At 34.3% G+C, this 17,921-nt stretch carries 18 protein-coding genes and 1 tRNA gene; 11 read left to right on the top strand and 8 right to left on the bottom strand.

Annotation, left to right across the window (positions count from 1 at the left end):
- Positions 1-64 precede the first annotated feature (64 nt).
- Positions 65-523: a GNAT family N-acetyltransferase gene (locus PBT91_RS11810; protein ID WP_270058666.1), complete on the bottom strand. Its 459-nt coding sequence runs from the start codon at positions 521-523 to the stop codon at positions 65-67.
- 477 nt (positions 524-1,000) lie between these two features.
- Between PBT91_RS11810 and PBT91_RS11805 the strand changes: the two genes are divergently transcribed.
- From PBT91_RS11805 to PBT91_RS11790, 4 genes are all read left to right on the top strand, one after another.
- On the top strand, positions 1,001-1,192 hold the full coding sequence (locus PBT91_RS11805; RefSeq protein ID WP_270058665.1) for a hypothetical protein: 192 nt from the start codon (positions 1,001-1,003) through the stop codon (positions 1,190-1,192).
- A gap of 59 nt (positions 1,193-1,251) precedes the next feature.
- On the top strand, positions 1,252-2,877 hold the full coding sequence (gene treF / locus PBT91_RS11800) for an alpha,alpha-trehalase TreF (RefSeq protein ID WP_270058664.1): 1,626 nt from the start codon (positions 1,252-1,254) through the stop codon (positions 2,875-2,877).
- Between the two features lie 43 nt (positions 2,878-2,920).
- Positions 2,921-3,739: an SDR family oxidoreductase gene (locus PBT91_RS11795; protein ID WP_270058663.1), complete on the top strand. Its 819-nt coding sequence runs from the start codon at positions 2,921-2,923 to the stop codon at positions 3,737-3,739.
- A 193-nt stretch (positions 3,740-3,932) separates the two neighbouring features.
- Positions 3,933-4,457, top strand: a complete 525-nt coding sequence (locus tag PBT91_RS11790; protein ID WP_270058662.1) for a sigma-70 family RNA polymerase sigma factor — start codon at positions 3,933-3,935, stop codon at positions 4,455-4,457.
- Between the two features lie 96 nt (positions 4,458-4,553).
- On the opposite strand, the gene PBT91_RS11785 is transcribed toward PBT91_RS11790, so the two are convergent.
- The 3 genes from PBT91_RS11785 to PBT91_RS11775 all read right to left on the bottom strand — a co-directional run bounded on the left by PBT91_RS11785 (position 4,554) and on the right by PBT91_RS11775 (position 7,959).
- Positions 4,554-4,931, bottom strand: coding sequence for a PH domain-containing protein (locus PBT91_RS11785; protein ID WP_270058661.1), 378 nt, complete (start codon positions 4,929-4,931; stop codon positions 4,554-4,556).
- A gap of 128 nt (positions 4,932-5,059) precedes the next feature.
- The gene (locus PBT91_RS11780) at positions 5,060-6,112 is read right to left on the bottom strand and encodes an NAD(P)-dependent alcohol dehydrogenase (RefSeq protein ID WP_270058660.1); all 1,053 of its coding nucleotides are present in this window, start codon (positions 6,110-6,112) and stop codon (positions 5,060-5,062) included.
- 107 nt (positions 6,113-6,219) lie between these two features.
- Positions 6,220-7,959 carry a thiamine pyrophosphate-dependent enzyme gene (locus PBT91_RS11775; protein ID WP_270058659.1) on the bottom strand — a complete coding sequence of 580 codons (1,740 nt, stop codon included), beginning with the start codon at positions 7,957-7,959 and terminating at the stop codon, positions 6,220-6,222.
- A gap of 227 nt (positions 7,960-8,186) precedes the next feature.
- On the opposite strand from PBT91_RS11775, the gene PBT91_RS11770 reads away from it, so the two are divergent.
- From PBT91_RS11770 to mazG, 7 genes are all read left to right on the top strand, one after another.
- Complete coding sequence (locus PBT91_RS11770; protein WP_270058658.1) at positions 8,187-9,329, top strand: trans-sulfuration enzyme family protein; 1,143 nt, start codon at positions 8,187-8,189, stop codon at positions 9,327-9,329.
- Between the two features lie 21 nt (positions 9,330-9,350).
- Complete coding sequence (gene bshB1 / locus PBT91_RS11765; RefSeq protein WP_270058657.1) at positions 9,351-10,067, top strand: bacillithiol biosynthesis deacetylase BshB1; 717 nt, start codon at positions 9,351-9,353, stop codon at positions 10,065-10,067.
- 60 nt (positions 10,068-10,127) lie between these two features.
- Positions 10,128-10,203, top strand: a tRNA-His gene (locus PBT91_RS11760).
- A 114-nt stretch (positions 10,204-10,317) separates the two neighbouring features.
- On the top strand, positions 10,318-10,578 hold the full coding sequence (locus PBT91_RS11755; RefSeq protein WP_270058656.1) for a hypothetical protein: 261 nt from the start codon (positions 10,318-10,320) through the stop codon (positions 10,576-10,578).
- A gap of 157 nt (positions 10,579-10,735) precedes the next feature.
- Positions 10,736-11,380 (top strand): hypothetical protein, encoded by a 645-nt coding sequence (locus PBT91_RS11750; protein WP_270058655.1) that lies wholly within the window; start codon positions 10,736-10,738, stop codon positions 11,378-11,380.
- A gap of 251 nt (positions 11,381-11,631) precedes the next feature.
- Positions 11,632-12,093 (top strand): hypothetical protein, encoded by a 462-nt coding sequence (locus PBT91_RS11745; RefSeq protein ID WP_270058654.1) that lies wholly within the window; start codon positions 11,632-11,634, stop codon positions 12,091-12,093.
- A 56-nt stretch (positions 12,094-12,149) separates the two neighbouring features.
- The gene (gene mazG, locus PBT91_RS11740) at positions 12,150-12,923 is read left to right on the top strand and encodes a nucleoside triphosphate pyrophosphohydrolase (protein ID WP_270058653.1); all 774 of its coding nucleotides are present in this window, start codon (positions 12,150-12,152) and stop codon (positions 12,921-12,923) included.
- 109 nt (positions 12,924-13,032) lie between these two features.
- Here the strand turns inward: mazG and PBT91_RS11735 are convergent, their stop codons facing one another.
- From PBT91_RS11735 to PBT91_RS11720, 4 genes are all read right to left on the bottom strand, one after another.
- Positions 13,033-15,114, bottom strand: coding sequence for a DUF349 domain-containing protein (locus PBT91_RS11735; RefSeq protein WP_270058652.1), 2,082 nt, complete (start codon positions 15,112-15,114; stop codon positions 13,033-13,035).
- 118 nt (positions 15,115-15,232) lie between these two features.
- Complete coding sequence (locus PBT91_RS11730; protein ID WP_270058651.1) at positions 15,233-15,964, bottom strand: shikimate dehydrogenase family protein; 732 nt, start codon at positions 15,962-15,964, stop codon at positions 15,233-15,235.
- A gap of 6 nt (positions 15,965-15,970) precedes the next feature.
- The gene (locus tag PBT91_RS11725; protein ID WP_270058650.1) at positions 15,971-16,990 is read right to left on the bottom strand and encodes a DUF368 domain-containing protein; all 1,020 of its coding nucleotides are present in this window, start codon (positions 16,988-16,990) and stop codon (positions 15,971-15,973) included.
- Positions 16,977-17,921, bottom strand: a complete 945-nt coding sequence (locus PBT91_RS11720) for a DUF368 domain-containing protein (protein ID WP_270058649.1) — start codon at positions 17,919-17,921, stop codon at positions 16,977-16,979. Before PBT91_RS11720 ends, PBT91_RS11725 begins: the two co-directional genes overlap by 14 nt.

Here is a 17,921-nt window from a genome sequence, read left to right as displayed (position 1 = left end):
AATGGTTTTTATTGAATATAAAATTAAGCAAGACAATATCAAATACAGGCTGTTTTACAAAGATTTAAGATAACTGAAGCTTCATTTTTATATCTCCTCGCGCATAGGGATTATTTTCTTCAATAGGGATTTCAGTAAAACCAAACTTTTTATAAATATGAAGAGCATTTTCTAATTTTCTACTACTATAAATTATAAGCGTTTCCCAAGGTTGACGTTTAGCATATTCAATAGTGAAATTTATTAATTTTTGACCAATTTTCTTTCCATGAAATTTTGGCGAAATGGCCATCTTCGTTAATTCGAAAATATTTTCTTCTATTTTCATTAAAGCTACGCATCCTATAATTTCCTCATTTTGCTTAACAAAGAAAATTTGTCCACCAGATTTAATAATGTATTCTTCAGGTTTGCCTAGTACGTCTTCATCATGTGGTTCTACGTAAAAATATTTTTCTAACCACTCTATATTAAGTCTTTTAAAATCCTTGCTGTACTGAGGCTCAAAACTGATGATCTCCATTTTTTTTCTGCTAAAATATGATTTTAAGTAGCAATTTCTAATCATTTTCCAGGCATCTTTATTTATAAGTGATGAATGTATGAGGGCGACTACAGCGATAAAAAATACCTATAATTGGGTATTTTTATTTAATACTGAAAATCAGTATTTTAGATGTTGCTTAGAGGGCGATTAGCCCATTTGAGCGATTTGTATTAGTCAATTATTTTTCTGCTGCGCTCTTCAATATTCATTAGTACCCACTTTTTTAAAAGTCGCAAATCTAATTTTTGCATATGAAAATACTTTTGAAGAGCCTGTAGCAGATTATGTCCATAGATGTTTATTTATGATAAAACTGAGTTCTTCTAATTCAGCTTCAATGAATGTTCCTTTCTAAATTTTACCATGCTTTTTTATTGAATATCCCCTTGCCTGGGTATTCTCCCGTGCGCTGCTGCAGCGTATTATTGTATAAGTTATTCATGAAATAATTCGATGAAATTTACCTTATTTTTAATTTTATTAGTAAGCGTTTCTCTAGTTTCTTGTAGTGGAATACCTGAAACTCGTGATTTGGATACAGGAAATGCTGAGGATGTTCAAGTTAAAAAAATCGACAGTAGTCGTTTTTTTTATGAAGGAATGCATCGCATCAGGAGAAGACAGCATTCAGATAAGCAAACTTAAATTCTTAGAATTTGCCGATCTTGGTTATATTTATAAAACTTCTAATTGAATTTTTAAATATGCGAAGATTTCAACCATATAGTATCTTATTCTTTGTAATTGCTTTTATATCAATTTCTTGTAAAGATAAAAGCAAAGAAGAAAAGGTTTTAGTCCAAGAAATTAGTATTCTTCCGCCCGAGCAGCTTTATGGGGATCTTTTTTATGACATTCAGCAAAATGAGAACTTATTTTCAGATAGTAAAACTTTTGTTGATGCTTTACCCAAGCGTTCTTTAGATTCTATCAAATCTGAATACAGCAATATCAAAGATTCTTCGAATACCTATATTCTTCAATTTTTAAAACAAAATTTTCACATTCCTGGGGAAGAAAAGCGTCAAGAATATAAAACAGATTCTTCAGCTATCGATGCGCATATTACAAAGTTATGGTCGGTTTTAAAGCGCCCCGCAGATCGTAAAATTTCGGGTACACTAATTCCTTTGCCACGTCCCTACATTGTTCCCGGTGGTCGTTTTAGAGAAATCTATTATTGGGATAGTTATTTTACGATGCTTGGTTTGCAAGTAGATGGAGAAATAGAAATGATCCAGCAAATGGTAGACAATTTTTCTTATCTAATTAACGAATATGGCTTTATTCCCAACGGAAACCGTACCTATTATCTTAGCCGTTCTCAACCTCCATTTTATGCGTTAATGGTCGATTTATTAGCTGAAGAAAAAGGAGATTCAATTTACACTTCTTTTTTATCTGAATTGGAAAAAGAATATCGGTTTTGGATGGAAGGCGAGAATCAACTTTCTGAAAATAATTCGGTTTATAAAAGAGTTGTTCGGATGCCGAACGGAAGTATCTTGAATCGCTATTACGATAACAAAAATACACCTAGACCTGAAAGTTATCGAGAAGACTTAAAAACAGCTGAAGCTGCCGTAAAAGAAACCGATAATTTAACGAAAGAACAAGTTTACAGAGATTTAAGAGCAGCAGCCGAATCGGGTTGGGATTTTTCTAGCCGATGGATAAAACCTGATGAAAATGGCAAATTTGACCTTAAAGATATTCATACCACAGCTATTTTACCAATCGACCTAAATAGCCTTTTGTATCACTTAGAGAAAACCTTGGCTAAAGCTTATCTTATTAGCGGCCAGCCAGATCTATCAAAGGAATTTAAAGAACTAGCCGAAATTAGAAAAAAAGCTATCGATAAGTATTTTTGGAATGCTTCAAGCGCATTTTATAAAGATTACGATTTTGTAAAGCAAGAGCAAACATCCGTAATTTCTGCTGCCGGCATTTACCCTTTGTTTTTTGAAATCCCTACGGAAGATAAAGCCCAAAAAGCTGCTGAAACTTTAAAAACTGAATTATTGAAAAAAGGAGGAATAGTGAGCACACCAAATCATAGTGGCCAGCAATGGGACGCGCCCAATGGATGGGCACCTTTGCAATGGATATCTTACAAAGCACTTCAGAATTATCAAATTTTAGATTTAGCCGATACAATAAAAGATCGTTGGATTAATCTAAATGAAAAGGTATATAAAAATACCTACAAAATGACTGAAAAATATAATGTGGAAGATTTATCTAAGGAAAGTGGAGGCGGGGAATATCCAACCCAAGACGGATTCGGATGGAGCAATGGCGTATACAAGAAATTAACGTCTGAATAACATAGTTTAGTTTTTAATTCGGCTAACTTTAAATAAAAAAGTTATGCATACACCCAATAAAAGACTAGAAGGACAGACTGCTATTATCACAGGATCCAGTTCTGGCATAGGTAAAGCCGTAGCATTGGCTATGGGCAAAGAAGGCGCAAATATTGTTATAAATTATCATTCTAGTAAAGAAGAAGCTGAAGATGTCGCTAACGAAATAAGCGAGTGTAAAGCAGGTGGAGAGACCATAGTAGTAAAGGCAGATGTAAGTAAAGAAAAAGAAGTAAAGCAACTTTTTAAAAAAGGAATAGACAAATTTGGGACTATAGATATTTGCGTCCCTAATGCAGGAATGCAACAAGATGCTGAATTGCATAAAATGACATTAGATCAATGGAACCAGGTAATAGCTCTAAATCTTACGGGACAATTTCTTTGCTGTAAAGAAGCGATTATCGAATTTCTGAATCGAGGTATGCGACCAAAAGTTTCTAAATCTCTTGGGAAAATTATAACTATGAGTTCGGTACACGAGATTATTCCTTGGGCCGGGCATGCAAATTATGCAGCATCTAAGGGAGGAATTGAAATGTTAATGAAAAGTATCTGCCAGGAATATGCGTCTAGAAAAATACGCTGTAATAGCATTGCCCCGGGCGCTATTAAAACTGAAATTAATAAAGATGTTTGGAGTACTGAAGAAGGCCGTAAAAAAATGAAAAAGGTGATTCCTTATGACGAAATTGGAGAACCTGAAGACATTGGCAGTGTAGCATCCTGGCTGGCATCTGATGAATCTGAATACATTAACGGTACAACAATATTTGTGGATGGCGGAATGACATGCTATCCTGGTTTTAATGGTAATGGATAAATTTTATATGTAAAATTGTATCTTTTTATAGCATTTTCAGTCTACAAATAAAAACCTGTAGATATGAGTAAATGTAATTGTACCCAGTGCGAATGCGATAAATGTAATTGTATAAATTGCGCCGCTGCTAATTGCCCGTGTAAAGAATGCAATTGTGATAAATGTTCTTGCTGCGGCAAAGAATTATAAGTGTATGAATACCAGAGAAATTTGGGAAAAATACCATATCGAGTTTTATTTCTTTATTCTGAAAAGAGTAAAGAATGAAGAGCATACTAATGATATTCTACAAAATTCGTTTATAAAAATTCATAAAAACTTAGATAAACTGAAAAATCCAGGTAAATTGAAATCCTGGATCTTTCAGATTATTAGAAATGAGATTAACGATTACTTTAAAGACTCGGTATATTGTGTAAGGGACATAAGATTCCAGAATTCAGAAGAGGATTCTAGTCCTTTTACTCAAGTTTGTTGTTTTGATAAATTTTTGAACGAGTTGCCAGAAAAAAATCGCAGGCTTATGAAGCTCGTTTATGTTGATGGAAAACCACAAAAGGAAGCCGCAGAATTAGCAAGTCTTTCACTGGCGAATGCTAAAGCGCTTATTCGAAGATCAAAAAAGATAATGAAAAATCGCTTTAAAGAATGCTGTAAATACGAAACAAATACTGAGGGTAAACTTGTCGGTCAATCGCAATGTTCACTATGTGACTGAAGTGAATAATTGTATGCCAAATAAGTCTGGGATCTATTACTGAAAATATGGATATCTATTCGGTTAAATTTAATTTTGCGATTCTTAGAGAGACAATTAAAGAACAAAAGAGGCCAGTATTTTCTGTACTTCATAAATATCGACACTTGTATTGAACCTTTTACTTATAGAAGGATTTTGTTCCCCAGAAATCCAAATTTTTAGTTCAGCATCCAAATCAAAACTTCCGGCGGTTTCTACGCTAAACCGACTTATACTTTTATAAGTCACTGAAAAATATTCGGTTTTCTTTCCAGTTAAACCCTGAATATCTACCAGAATTAATCTTTTATTGGTGAATATAAAAGTATCTCTAATTAATTTAAATCCAGCTTCTATATTCTCTGAAGGGATTAATAGCTTATGATATTTCTCTTCCAGTTTCTCTTTACTAATAGCCCCGGCGTTGCCCAATAGCGATGAAAATATGCTCATGATTATGTTTTTTGATTAAAATTAAAACTGCCTTTAAATTACACATCCGCGGATTATAACTCAAAGGCAGTTTAGATAAAAAAATGTTATATTTTTTCCCTAATATTGAAAAAATAATTTCAGCTTAATTAGTTTTTTAATGACTGCATGTCGATTACAAAACGATATTTAACATCGTTACTGGTTACACGATCATAGGCTTCATTGATATTTTGCATATCGATCATTTCTATATCCGAAACGATGTCGTGTTCTCCACAGAAATCTAACATTTCTTGAGTTTCTTTAATTCCTCCGATCAAAGATCCTGCAATACTTTTTCTTCCGGCAATCACTCCGCCACCATGGAATTCTAATGGTTCAATTGCGCCAACTAAAACCATAGTAGCATCTCTTTTAAGCAGACCTATATATGGATTGATATCGTGCTTTACAGGAACGGTATTCAGTAGAAAATCAAAACTAGCTTTATGCTCAGCCATTTGTTCGGCGTCTTTAGAAATAAGAACTTCATCTGCTCCTAATCTCTTAGCATCTTCACTTTTGCCAGGAGAGGTTGTAATCATTACCACTTTAGCGCCAAGAGCGTGGGCGAATTTTATACCCATATGGCCCAATCCTCCTAAACCAATAACACCAACTTTATCACCTTCTTTTACATTCCAATTTCTTAATGGTGACCATGTAGTTATCCCTGCGCAAAGTAATGGCGCCACTGCTTTAGCATCTAAAGTTTCTGGCACATCCAAAACAAATTTTTGATCTACAATAATTTTTTCTGAATATCCACCGTAAGTATGACCGCCAAGGTGTTTATCTTTTCCGTTATAAGTTCCCACCATACCATTCTCACAGTATTGTTCTAATCCGTCTTTGCAAGAATCGCAATGCTGACAAGAATCTACCATACAGCCAACACCTACAAGCTGACCTTCCTTAAATTTAGAAACCTTATCTCCAACGCTAATTACTCTACCAACAATTTCGTGACCTGGCACTACTGGATATTTAGAACCTCCCCAATCGTTTCGTACGGTATGTATATCGCTATGACATACGCCGCAATATAGAATATCGATTTCTACATCATCGGCTAAGGTTTCTCTTCTTTCAATGTTTAATTCTTCTAAAGATGCTGTTTTAGATTTAGCACCAAATGCTTTTATTTCTGTAGTATTCATTCTAACTATTTTTGGCAAAACTAATTGAAATCAAATAGCTGTAATTTTGCAGTTTTATCTTTAACTCATATTTAACCAGAACTATTAACCTAGATCAATTTTTGAGGTTAAAATAGCTCTTTCAAATATTTAGCATCAGATTTAGCGGTATCAATTACATCTGCAGATTTTCCATTTATCATCATTTTACCCATGGTTTTCGCAAAACCTTTTATTTGTTCAAACTTAATTTCAGGGGGCATCGCTAAAGCGTCAGGATCGGTAAAAATGTTAACCACTGCAGGTCCGTCATACGCAAAAGCTTCAGCCAATGCTTGTCTAACATTAGATGGACTTTTTACCACCCAACTTTCGATATTCATAGCTTTAGCAATCATGGCGAAATCTGGATTTACCATATCTGTCTGCCATTCGGGATAACCTTCTACCTGCATTTCTAATTTTACCATTCCTAATGAGGAATTATTAAAAATGATAATTTTAGCCGGAATTTTATATTGACTAATAGTCATTAAATCACCCAATAGCATTGAAATTCCTCCGTCCCCGCAAAAAGCAATAACCTGACGATCTGGATGGCCCAAACCAGCGCCAATAGCCATAGGCATAGCATTTGCCATCGATCCATGATTAAAAGAACCCGTTAAATATCTATTTTTCTTTCCCTTTAGATAACGCGCTGCCCAAACGGCACTCATGCCTGTATCTACAGTGAATATCGCATCATCATTAGCTATTTCATCGATAACTGAAGCTACATATTCAGGATGAATTTTTTCATCTTCTCCTTTTTCTTTTACGTAGCTGTGATATTTTTCTTCGATATCTAAGTGCACTTTTCTCATATCATCAAGAAAAGACGTGTCTTTTTTAGCCTCTAACATCGGAATTAGAGCTTCTAAAGTATCTTTAATTTTACCATGATAACCAAAGTTTACTTTCGCTCTTCGTCCTATACGCTCTGGTTTTTCATCGATTTGAATAATTGTATTTTTTTCAGGGAGAAAATCTGTATAAGGAAAATCTGTTCCTAAAAGTATTAGTGCATTGGCTTCGTGCATAGACTTAAATCCAGACTTTGTACCTAAAAGTCCGTTTAATCCTACTACATATGGATTACTTTCTTTATCGAAAAATATTTTTCCTCTAAAGCTTAATCCCATAGGAGCATTAAGTTTTTTGGCAAGTTGCATTACTTCATCTTGGGCATCCTTACAGCCATACCCGCAATAAACCATCACCTTTTTATTTTCATTAATTACTTTAGCTAATGTTTTTAGTTCTTCGTTACTAGGTAAGAGTTTAGAATTTGTGAAATAATTCTGTTCAGATGTTGTTATATGGGCAGCGTCAGCCGAGGCGATATCACCGGGCAATCCTACCACTCCAACTCCCTTTTGGTGTATAGCAGATTGGATTGCACTTTGAAAACCATGCGCGGCTTGTTCTGGCGTGTTTGCCATAAAACAATATTTACTACAGTCATCAAACAATTTTGTGACATTCGTTTCCTGAAAATTTTCGGTTCCCAACTTATTAGTTGGGACTGTAGAAGCGATTGCGATTACAGGGTTACCAGCTCGGTTAGCATCGTAAAGACCGTTTACAAGATGCACATGTCCGGGACCACTACTACCCATACAACATCCAATACCATCTAATTCGGCATCCATTGAAGCTGCATAGGCACCTGCTTCTTCATGGCGAACATGAATCCATTGCAATCTACCATCTCTGCGTACGGCATCATTAACAGGATTTAGGCTATCTCCTGTAACTGCATAGACGCGCTTAACTCCTGCTTCAACAAGCATATTGACCAATAGGTCTGAAACATTTTTTCCCATGATAACTTTTTTTATAGCTCTAAGTTATTGTAAATATCCTATTAGTGCTGTTAAACCAGTGGTAAAGCGATAAATTAATTTCACAACAAAAAGGTAAATTAATCGGCCCAAAATTTTTTATTACGTTTTCGTTTTAAAGAGATGTTAAAGTGCAGATTAAGAAACCCAAATTAACTGTAGCAATTGCAAGCCTAACTTCTTAAATTAGATCCCTAAAATTATAAATCATGGATCAAAAATATAAGGGCATAAATACTATTTGTACGCATGCCGGAGAACTCGAGGATACAGAATTTAAAGGAGCGGTAAGTCCGCTTTATATGTCTACATCTTATGCTTTTGAAGATGTTGCAGTTAAAAGATATCCTAGATATTTTAATACACCCAATCAGGTAGCTTTGGCCAAAAAAATGGCAGCTTTAGAACATGGGGAAGCATCACTCATATTTGGAAGCGGAATGGCTGCTGTAAGCACCGCGCTTTTAGCATTTTTACACCAGGGTGATCACGTGGTTTTTCAGAATACTTTGTATGGCGGAACTAGTAATTTAATTACTGAGGAATTCGATAAATTCGGTATAGAATATAGTTTTACCAAGGATGTAAAATTGTCCTCTTTTGAAGCTGAAATTAAAGAGAATACCAAAGTTATTTATATCGAAACGCCTTCAAATCCATTATTAACTATTACCGACGTTGAGGCCATAGCAAAATTAGCGGAAAGCAAAGGTGTAGTGAGCATGATCGATAATACATTTGCCTCACCCGTAAATCAAAATCCTCTTGATATGGGTATTGATGTGGTAATTCACTCGGCCACAAAATATATGGGAGGTCATAGTGATATTCTCGCCGGAACGGTAATTTCTTCGGAAGCACATATTGATACGATCTTTCAGATGGCTAAAAACTTAGGAGGAAATTTAAGTGATTATACGGTGTGGCTTTTAGAGCGAAGCCTTAAAACCATGGGACTTCGAGTAAAGGAGCAGAATAATAATGCAATGATTTTAGCCGAATATTTATACAATCATAAAAAGGTAGCGAAAGTATATTATCCTGGTTTGGTTTCTCATCCCGATCACGAAATAGCAAAAAAACAAATGAGCGGATTTGGAGGAATGTTGTCTTTTGAGTTAGTTGAAGGAATTAATCCCGACCAATTCCAGAAAAAACTGAAGCTTATTAAATCATCGATGAGTTTAGCCGGAGTTGAAAGCACTATTCTTTCACCTGCTAAAACTTCGCATGGTTTACTTAGTCCAGAAGAAAGAGCAGAGCAGGGGATTAAAGATGGTTTGCTTCGTTTTTCGGTAGGTATAGAAGAAGCAGAAGAATTAATTGATGATATAGAACAGGCATTAGCCTAGATTAAAAACAAATAAAATTTTATGAAATTAGATATTCTTGCCATAGGAGCGCACCCAGACGATGTAGAATTAAGTTGTGCTGCTACCTTGGCTAAAGAAATAGATCGTGGTAAAAAAGTTGGTATTTTAGATTTAACAAGAGGAGAACTTGGCACACGTGGTACTGCGGAAACCAGAGATAAAGAAGCGGCTAAAGCTGCTGAAATTTTAGGTGTTCATGTGCGCGAAAATTTAAGTTTTGCTGATGGATTTTTTATTAATGATAAAGCGCATCAACTAAAAATTATAGAGATTATTAGAAAATATCAGCCAGAGATTGTTTTCTGTAATGCTATAGACGATCGTCATATCGATCATGGTAGAGGTTCAAAACTAGTTAGTGATGCCTGTTTTTTAAGCGGTTTGATGAAGATAGAAACTACTAATGATGGCAATAAGCAGAAAGCCTGGCGGCCTAAACAGGTTTTTCATTATATACAGTGGAAATCAATCGAGCCAGATGTGCTTGTAGATGTTACGGGGTATATGGACAAGAAAATGGATGCAGTAAAAACTTATGCAACCCAGTTCTACGATCCAAATAGTAAAGAACCGAATACTCCTATATCTAGTAATAACTTTTTAGACAGTGTAAACTATAGAGCACGCGATTTAGGAAGAATAATTAATACAGAATATGCTGAAGGTTTTACTGTAGAGCGCTATGTAGCAGTAGATTCCATTTTTGATCTTATTTAATCGATTTTTTTCTTTGCAGGAGCGATAAAATAACATATATTTGCAACCGCAATTTGAAATGGTGGTTGTAGCTCAGCTGGTTAGAGCGCTGGATTGTGGTTCCAGAGGTCGCCGGTTCGAAACCGGTCTTCCACCCTTATTTGTGAAACCCTACTTTTTTAAGTAGGGTTTTTTATATCTTCAAACTTATACATCATTCGTATAAAATTTTTATTTTTGCATCGTATTTTAGTTTACTTAACCCCGCTAAATGGTAACTAGGAATAAAATAAAAAGAATTGAAGAATTTTTAGAAACTCACAATAACGTTGAGGCAAAACTTGAATTTTCTTTTCCCTTACCAAAATATGAGAGTCTTGTAATTATTTTGAATTCTTATGCAGAGCTTGAACTTTTCTCCAGTTATTTTCAGGATTTTGATTTAATTACTGAAGAAGAATATGAAGATATCTGTAATTCCAGAAATTATTCAGTCTCGGCCTACCCAAAATTGAATCTCTACGCTAAATAAATCGCCATTGAATTAGCGACTGAAATAATCTTTCCGAAGCAAAGTGCTAGCTAGCTTTCTTTTTAATTGAATAAATTTATCATAGCAAAAATTGTCTATGCAACGCAACCATGTCGCTGTTATAGCATCTCTATAATAAACCATTAAAATTGGAACTATGAGAAAGTTATTATTTTTTATCTGTGTTTTATTGTTTGCAGCATGCGATAAAGATGATGCAAATACAGAAACTGAACCTTCCGCAGATATCCAGGCTATAATGGATAAAGGAATAACTATTGATACAATTGCATTAAAATATGCAACAATTTATCAAAGTAGTGACAACTTTCCCATAATTAAACCAAACCCTATAAATCAATTTGTAGATAAGAATGAAATTTTAGTTTATTTTGATTTTATATCCAGTAGTCGTGATTCTTTATTAAACTATTATTCCAAAATAGATGAAGAAAACTACGAAAAGGGGATTGTAGTTGATTACGCATTAAAGTATAATGATAGATTAGAAAGTATTTCTATAGATGTTAAAAAGAATAATGGTGAATTTTTTAAAATAAACGATTATTCAAATGCCGTAAAATTAATTCCTACTCCAGAGATTGAAAGTCAACATACGTTTGCAAAATACGAATTCACAATAGAAGAATTTATCGCTAGATGTAAGAATTCATTTCCAGAGTATTTTGTTTTAGCTTATGACGATAAAGAAATGGAAACAAACTCATATATTTTCAGGACAACATTCAGATTTAACAACAATAAGAAATTTGTTTTCAATACACAGAAAATCAATTTTTAATGTTATTTGTCATAATTAATTAGGAATCATTAAAATTATAAATGAGTTAATCTTGCTGTAAGGACAACACCAAATAATAATTATAGACGATGGCTGGTTATCCTAATTTTTGGAATTTTTATAGATTTTCAGTTTATATTTTTCTATAAATCAAGTGAAAGATTAGCATAATCATTAATAACCTCAATATCTCAACTATATATTACGCAACCTTTTAGCTTATTTAGGATCTACATAGAAACTCTTATATTATGAAAACTTATTTACTTAGCCTGTTTGTTATTGTTATATGTCTTTTCTCCTGCAGTAGTGAGGAAGAAGAAAATTTGGAAGAATTACCGGTTTCAGCAATCGACCAAATCCATATTGTTGGTAAATGGAAACTTGTAGAAGAAAAAGTTAGTACAGGAGATGAAGCATCTTGGACGTCAGTTAGTGATGGATACACTATAGATTTTTTTGAAAATGGTACTTTTGAAGGTGGTTTTGCCAACTGCAATACTGGTAATTACAGTCTCGTTAAGCATCCTGATGATAGCGATATAAAGATGCTGGTTTTAAATTACGATTGCGCGATCAATAAAAATATATCTCCAGAGAATGTGTACTATCAGGCTCTAGAGAATATAAATACAGATTATATCGTTTACTATCCAACTTATAAATCCCCAAAATGTACTGAAGGCTGTATTTATAAATTAAAAAGACAGTAAGTAGTTGTATCTATCTAAATCTTCTTAAAATTGTACTTTAGATTTAAAAAGTTACAATGAATTCCAGGGAAGAACAACTAAAAGCATTTGATAGATTATTAACCATCATGGACGATCTTAGGGAAAAATGTCCTTGGGATCGCAAGCAAACCATGGAAAGTTTACGGCATCTTACGATAGAGGAAACTTACGAATTGGGAGATGCGATACTGGATAACGATCTGGAAGAAGTTCGAAAAGAATTAGGTGATGTTTTTTTACATCTTGTTTTTTACGCCAAAATAGGAAGCGAAACTAAGGATTTTGATATTGCAGATGTAGCGAATGGAATTTGTGAGAAACTCATTTCAAGACACCCTCATATTTATGGAGATGTAAAAGTGGAAAACGAAGATGATGTAAAGAAAAATTGGGAAAATTTAAAACTCAAAGAGGGAAAGAAAAGTGTTTTGGAAGGAGTTCCCAGATCTTTACCAGCTTTGGTAAAAGCCACTAGAATTCAGGATAAAGTCTCTGGTGTTGGTTTTGATTGGGAAAATCCAGAGCAGGTATTTGCGAAAGTCCAGGAAGAGTTAGAAGAGTTTCAGGATGAGGTAAACATTGAGGATAAGGATAAAATGGAAGCCGAATTTGGAGATGTATTGTTCTCAATGATTAATTATGCCAGGTTTCTAAATATTAATCCAGAAAATGCATTAGAACGCACCAATAAAAAATTTATTAAGCGTTTTCAATATCTTGAAAGTAAAGCTGAAGAAAACAAAAAGAAGCTAAAAGATATGACTTTAGCTGAAATGGATGTGTTTTGGAATGAAGCAAAAAAATTATAGTATTTAATTTAGAATCTTAATCAATGTAAGTTGAAGTCAAATTAACTATACTGAATACCAACATAAAAGCCGGCAATTTGCCGGCTTTTATGTTGATGCTTACTCTTAATTAATAAAGAGATTTTACTTTTTTAAGTTTTTCTCTCCAAACTTTAAGTTGTGCTTTATGATCATTAATATTCTTATGAACATCTTGTACCAAAGGATTGTCGTCATCTACGTTAGAGAAAAATTGTAAATTATTCTCTAATTGTCGAATTTCGGCTTGAGTTTCTTCAATTTTCTTAGTTAAGAAGAAATGCTCATTTCTAATTTTCTTATCGTCATCAGCGTCATTAAGCGATTGAATTTTATTTTCATACTTCAGCATTTCAGCTTTTGTACGATTTATATCCAATTTATTAAATAACTGATCTAAAGATTTATTAAACTTCCCTTCAATAAAACGCTTATTATAAGGAACGCGACCTAAAGTTTTCCATTCCGCAATAAAAGCTTTTATATGCTCTAAATCTTCTTCTTTATTCCCTGCAAATTCGTATGATCGAACTTTTTCCAAAAGATCTTTTTTCTTGGTAAAAGCTTCCATTTCCTCTTTATTTTCTTCGCTACGATTCTCATGCAAACGATCAAAATAATAGTTGCAGGCGGCTTTAAATTGCTTCCAGATCTTATCGCTGTCTTTTCTTGGAACGTGACCTATTTTTTTCCAATCGGTCTGAATCTTTTTCATTAAAGGAGTAACCGTTTTAAAATCGTCACTATCCTTATTGTCTTCTGCGATCTGGATTAATTCTTTTTTCTTCTCGAGATTCTCGTACTGCTCTTTCTTCAAATTCTTGTAAAAAGAATTTTTCTTTCGGTTAAAGCTTCTAACAGTTTCTTTAAAGTCTTTCCACGTCTCTTCATTTTTGCTACGTGGTACTTTTCCTGCCTTAAAGAAATCTTCCCGTAAAGCTTCAATTTCTTTAATCTTTTGTTGCCATTTACTATGGCTGCTAATATCCTGATTGGCGATTTCGCGAATCTTTTCTATAATTTGCTGTTTCTTTTCCCAGTTTTTATCGAATTCTTTGTCTAAATTTTCGAAATATTCCTGACGGCGATCATGGATTATTTTGGTAGCATTGCTAAATCTTTCCCATATTTCTTCTCGATATTCTTTGGCTACTGGGCCAAGTTCTTCCTTCCACATTTTATGGAGCATCTGCAATTCCCTAAACGCACGATTAATATCCTGTTCTTGCGCCAATTCTTCAGCACGATCGATAACTTTAAGTTTTTGATCTAGATTATGCTTAAAATCCATATCCCTAAATTCGCGATTTAGGTGAAGGAAGTCATAGAAATTTTCTACGTGATGATGATAAGTATTCCAAACATTATTGTACTTATCTCGAGGGATTGGCCCTGCTGTGCGCCATTTATCCTGAATATCTTTAAAATGATTATAGGTGGTATTGATATTTTCTTCAATATTAATAATACCTTTTAACTCTTCAATTATTTCAAGACGTTTGCTAAGATTAGCGTTTAGATCCTGCTTAAGTTGCTGGTAGTATTTATTTCTTTTTTCGCGGTAATCGAAATAAAGTGAGTTGAAACGATTTTTAAGCGGTGTAGAGTAGTGGAAGTCTATAATATTTCCACCTTCTGAAAGAAAATTTTCTTTTTTCTCTTCAAATTCTTCATCAAACTTAGCATTGAATTCTGCTCTAATTTCGATAACATGATCTTTGATGGCCTGTACCTTCTCGTTTTTAAGTAATCGTTCCAGCTCATCGGCTAGTTGCTCATTACTCATCGAATGGTAATCTTTTTTGGGGATGTTGTGACGTTCGGTTACACTCTCATCTTCGCTATCCTCGGCAAGAGAATCGTCTACTCCTTTTTTATGCTCTTCGATAATGGCATCTTCGTGTTCATCTTCATCCTCGTCCTTATCTTGCGCATTTGTAACTTTATTATTTTCAGTATCCTGAACAAAAGTAGATTCGGCTACCATAGCTTCTTCCAGCTCTTCATTTGCAGCCTCTGGATTCTCAACCTCTTCCGAAAAAGATTCATCTACCTTCTTTTCTTCTTTCTTACTTTCTTCTGAAGATTCCTGATTCTGAGTTAATTCAAGGTTCTCAGGATTTTCTTTGTTAGAAAGTTTTTCTTTCTTGTTTTCGTTATCTGATTGAGACATATATTTCAATGTTAAAGTTCGGCTATAGTTATTAAAGCTGAAAGATAACAACTACACTAAACTTGGGCAAGAAAACGAAATTTTTTATGAGAAAATATGCGCAATTTTGATGAAATACTTAGGAATTCCATATAGACCAGGCAGCTTCAGCCTGAAGTTCGAGCATTTTTTTACCATTTATTGCTTCGGCACCATGTTCCTTACTCTTTTTCATAAAACTGGTTTCTGCCGGGTTATAAATCAAATCGAATACCAGATGGTTTTTACCGATATAGTGATATGGGATTTCTGGATATTTATCGGTATTAGGGAACGTGCCTAGTGGCGTGGTATTTATAATAAGCGAATATTTTTGAATAATGGCTTCAGTTAAAGTATTATACGAGAATTGATCTTCATCTGGAGTTCTGGAGACAAATTTATACGAAATTCCCAATGTTTTTAAGGCGTAAGCTACTGCTTTGGAAGCGCCACCGGTTCCAAGAATTAAAGCATGCGTATGTTGAGGTCTTAAATGCGGGGATAAAGCATCTCTAAAACCTATAAAATCGGTATTATGCCCTACCAATTTGCTAGCTTCTTCAAACATAATGACATTTACAGCTTTAATTTCTTTTGCATCTTCAGAAAGTTCATCGAGATATTTTACTACTTCCATTTTATAAGGAATAGTAACATTCATACCTGATAAACGAGGATTTTTGGTGATGATCAATGAGAAGTCTTCAATTTTAGGAATATCAAAATTTACATATTCAGCATCAATTTTTTCATTTTCAAATTTATCGTTGAAGTATTTCTTTGAGAATGAATAATCTATATTTTTACCTAAAAGTCCGAATTTTCTCATGTTTCACTATTTTTTTGCTTGCGCTCTTTTCTCATAAAGAGCCAGTCCCAATACTATAAAAATTCCTACCAGAATAAAAAACATAGCAATATACGTATCTAAATGCTCAAAATCTGGCAAGTAACGGTTGTAGTTATCTACAATTTTGTCACCGTGACTATCTCTTAAAAAATCGCCGCTTTTATTTACTTTGTATATTTTATCTTTCCAAGGCCATACTACGCCTAACGATCCGGTAATAAAGCCGATAATAGTGGCAAAAGTATCTTTTTTATATTTTTTTAAAACATATCCCAAAAGATGGGAAAGTGATACCAGTCCTGCTAATGAGCCTGCGGCGAAGGTGATCATTACCTGTAAAAGGTGCATGCGAGCTTCATTTGAAACAAAGCTGAAGTCTAAGCTAATGATATCTGCTAGTGTATCATAAAGCGCGTTGACTGAATCGACCAGTAACAATACATAATTACCTAATAAAATAAGTATGAAGGAGCCAGATAACCCGGGAAGCGTCATTCCCGAAACGCCAATCATTCCGCAAAAAAACACGAACCATAAATTATCGTTTTGTTTTGCGGGTTCGAGCATGCTAATAGCTATACCAAAAAAAATTCCCAGCATAACGAATAATAGGCTTCGCCGGCTCCATTCGTCAAAATCTTTACTGATGTAATAAATAGAACCGATAATCATTCCAAAGAATGCCGACCACACATAAAGTTCGTAATGAACAATGAGGTAATCTAATAATTTGGACACGCTAAAATAGCTAATGAGCATACCCAAAATAAGCAAAGCTAAAAACTTACCATTTATGTAATGATAAAAACTGCGGAATCTACCAGCAATTAAAAGCTTACCAGCTTTAAGATTAATCTTTTGAAGGGAATAAATAAACTCCTCGTAGAATCCTGCTACAAAAGCTACAACACCACCAGATACCCCGGGAACCTTGTTAGCGGCACCCATGGCCAATCCTTTTAAAATAAGGAAAATTTTATCGGTTAAGGTTCTAGTTTGTTGCATTAGCCTCTTCAGGTTTATTGCTATTGCCTGCTAAACTTTCCAAAAGAAAAATGAGTCCGAATCCTGCTAACATGAGGACAATTGAAAAAAGTAGTTGTGGATCCCCCTCAAAATTCCATGGCAGTACTGAAGTTTCACTTATGGGAATTTCTTTATCATTAAATCGGGCTACTTCCAGAACTTTTTTCCACGGCCATATCTTATTCAGAGATCCCGCTATAAAACCGGTTAATACAGCTAAGGTTAGACTAGTATAATTAGTAAATAACCATTTTAATATTTTAGAAAAGCTAAGCAAACCAAAAATGGCACCTACGCCAACTATTGCTAATGTTTTAATATCGAAGTTGTGTGCAGCATCGGTTACCGGGCGATACGCGCCAAGTAATACTAATATAAAAGCACCAGATATTCCTGGTAAAATCATGGCACAAACAGCAATTGCTCCCGCAATAAACATGAAAAAAGTGCTTTCTGAACTTCCCATAGGAGGTAGCGAAGTGACATATAGGGCTGTCGCAGCACCAATGATAACGGCTAGCACGATTTTATAATTCCAGTTAGGAATTTGCTTACCCACATACCAAATGCTAGCCAAAACAAGACCAAAGAAGAAGGACCAAATTAGTACAGGGTGATTATCTAATAAATAATTAGCCAATCGCATTAAAGTAAAAACGCTAATTAAGATTCCTAGAAATAAAGAAACGATAAACCCACCGTTAAGCTGATTCCACATCGCTTTAAAACCTTCGTTTTTCCAGGTTTTTAAAAGAGAAAGATCAACTCCGCTTATGGTAGAGATCAATTCTTCGTAAATCCCAGAGATAAAAGCGATAGTTCCACCAGAAACTCCAGGCACAACATCTGCGGCACCCATGGCCATACCTTTTAGTGTAACGCTTAAATATTCTTTAAAGCTTCTTTGCAT

This window comes from Zunongwangia sp. HGR-M22 (genome assembly GCF_027594425.1).
Classification (GTDB): Bacteria; Bacteroidota; Bacteroidia; order Flavobacteriales; family Flavobacteriaceae; genus Zunongwangia.
The sequence above is the reverse complement of the archived record's forward strand: the minus strand, read 5'-3'. Positions and strand labels throughout refer to the sequence as shown.

Excerpts from the sequence above, each read along its gene's own strand:
- PBT91_RS11810 (WP_270058666.1), bottom strand. The coding sequence starts at position 523 with ATGGAGATCATCAGTTTTGAGCCTCAGTACAGCAAGGATTTTAAAAGA.
- PBT91_RS11805 (WP_270058665.1), top strand. The coding sequence starts at position 1,001 with ATGAAATTTACCTTATTTTTAATTTTATTAGTAAGCGTTTCTCTAGTT.
- treF (WP_270058664.1), top strand. The coding sequence starts at position 1,252 with ATGCGAAGATTTCAACCATATAGTATCTTATTCTTTGTAATTGCTTTT.
- PBT91_RS11795 (WP_270058663.1), top strand. The coding sequence starts at position 2,921 with ATGCATACACCCAATAAAAGACTAGAAGGACAGACTGCTATTATCACA.
- PBT91_RS11790 (WP_270058662.1), top strand. The coding sequence starts at position 3,933 with ATGAATACCAGAGAAATTTGGGAAAAATACCATATCGAGTTTTATTTC.
- PBT91_RS11785 (WP_270058661.1), bottom strand. The coding sequence starts at position 4,931 with ATGAGCATATTTTCATCGCTATTGGGCAACGCCGGGGCTATTAGTAAA.
- PBT91_RS11780 (WP_270058660.1), bottom strand. The coding sequence starts at position 6,112 with ATGAATACTACAGAAATAAAAGCATTTGGTGCTAAATCTAAAACAGCA.
- PBT91_RS11775 (WP_270058659.1), bottom strand. The coding sequence starts at position 7,959 with ATGGGAAAAAATGTTTCAGACCTATTGGTCAATATGCTTGTTGAAGCA.
- PBT91_RS11770 (WP_270058658.1), top strand. The coding sequence starts at position 8,187 with ATGGATCAAAAATATAAGGGCATAAATACTATTTGTACGCATGCCGGA.
- bshB1 (WP_270058657.1), top strand. The coding sequence starts at position 9,351 with ATGAAATTAGATATTCTTGCCATAGGAGCGCACCCAGACGATGTAGAA.
- PBT91_RS11755 (WP_270058656.1), top strand. The coding sequence starts at position 10,318 with ATGGTAACTAGGAATAAAATAAAAAGAATTGAAGAATTTTTAGAAACT.
- PBT91_RS11750 (WP_270058655.1), top strand. The coding sequence starts at position 10,736 with ATGAGAAAGTTATTATTTTTTATCTGTGTTTTATTGTTTGCAGCATGC.
- PBT91_RS11745 (WP_270058654.1), top strand. The coding sequence starts at position 11,632 with ATGAAAACTTATTTACTTAGCCTGTTTGTTATTGTTATATGTCTTTTC.
- mazG (WP_270058653.1), top strand. The coding sequence starts at position 12,150 with ATGAATTCCAGGGAAGAACAACTAAAAGCATTTGATAGATTATTAACC.
- PBT91_RS11735 (WP_270058652.1), bottom strand. The coding sequence starts at position 15,114 with ATGTCTCAATCAGATAACGAAAACAAGAAAGAAAAACTTTCTAACAAA.
- PBT91_RS11730 (WP_270058651.1), bottom strand. The coding sequence starts at position 15,964 with ATGAGAAAATTCGGACTTTTAGGTAAAAATATAGATTATTCATTCTCA.
- PBT91_RS11725 (WP_270058650.1), bottom strand. The coding sequence starts at position 16,990 with ATGCAACAAACTAGAACCTTAACCGATAAAATTTTCCTTATTTTAAAA.
- PBT91_RS11720 (WP_270058649.1), bottom strand. The coding sequence starts at position 17,921 with ATGCAAAGAAGCTTTAAAGAATATTTAAGCGTTACACTAAAAGGTATG.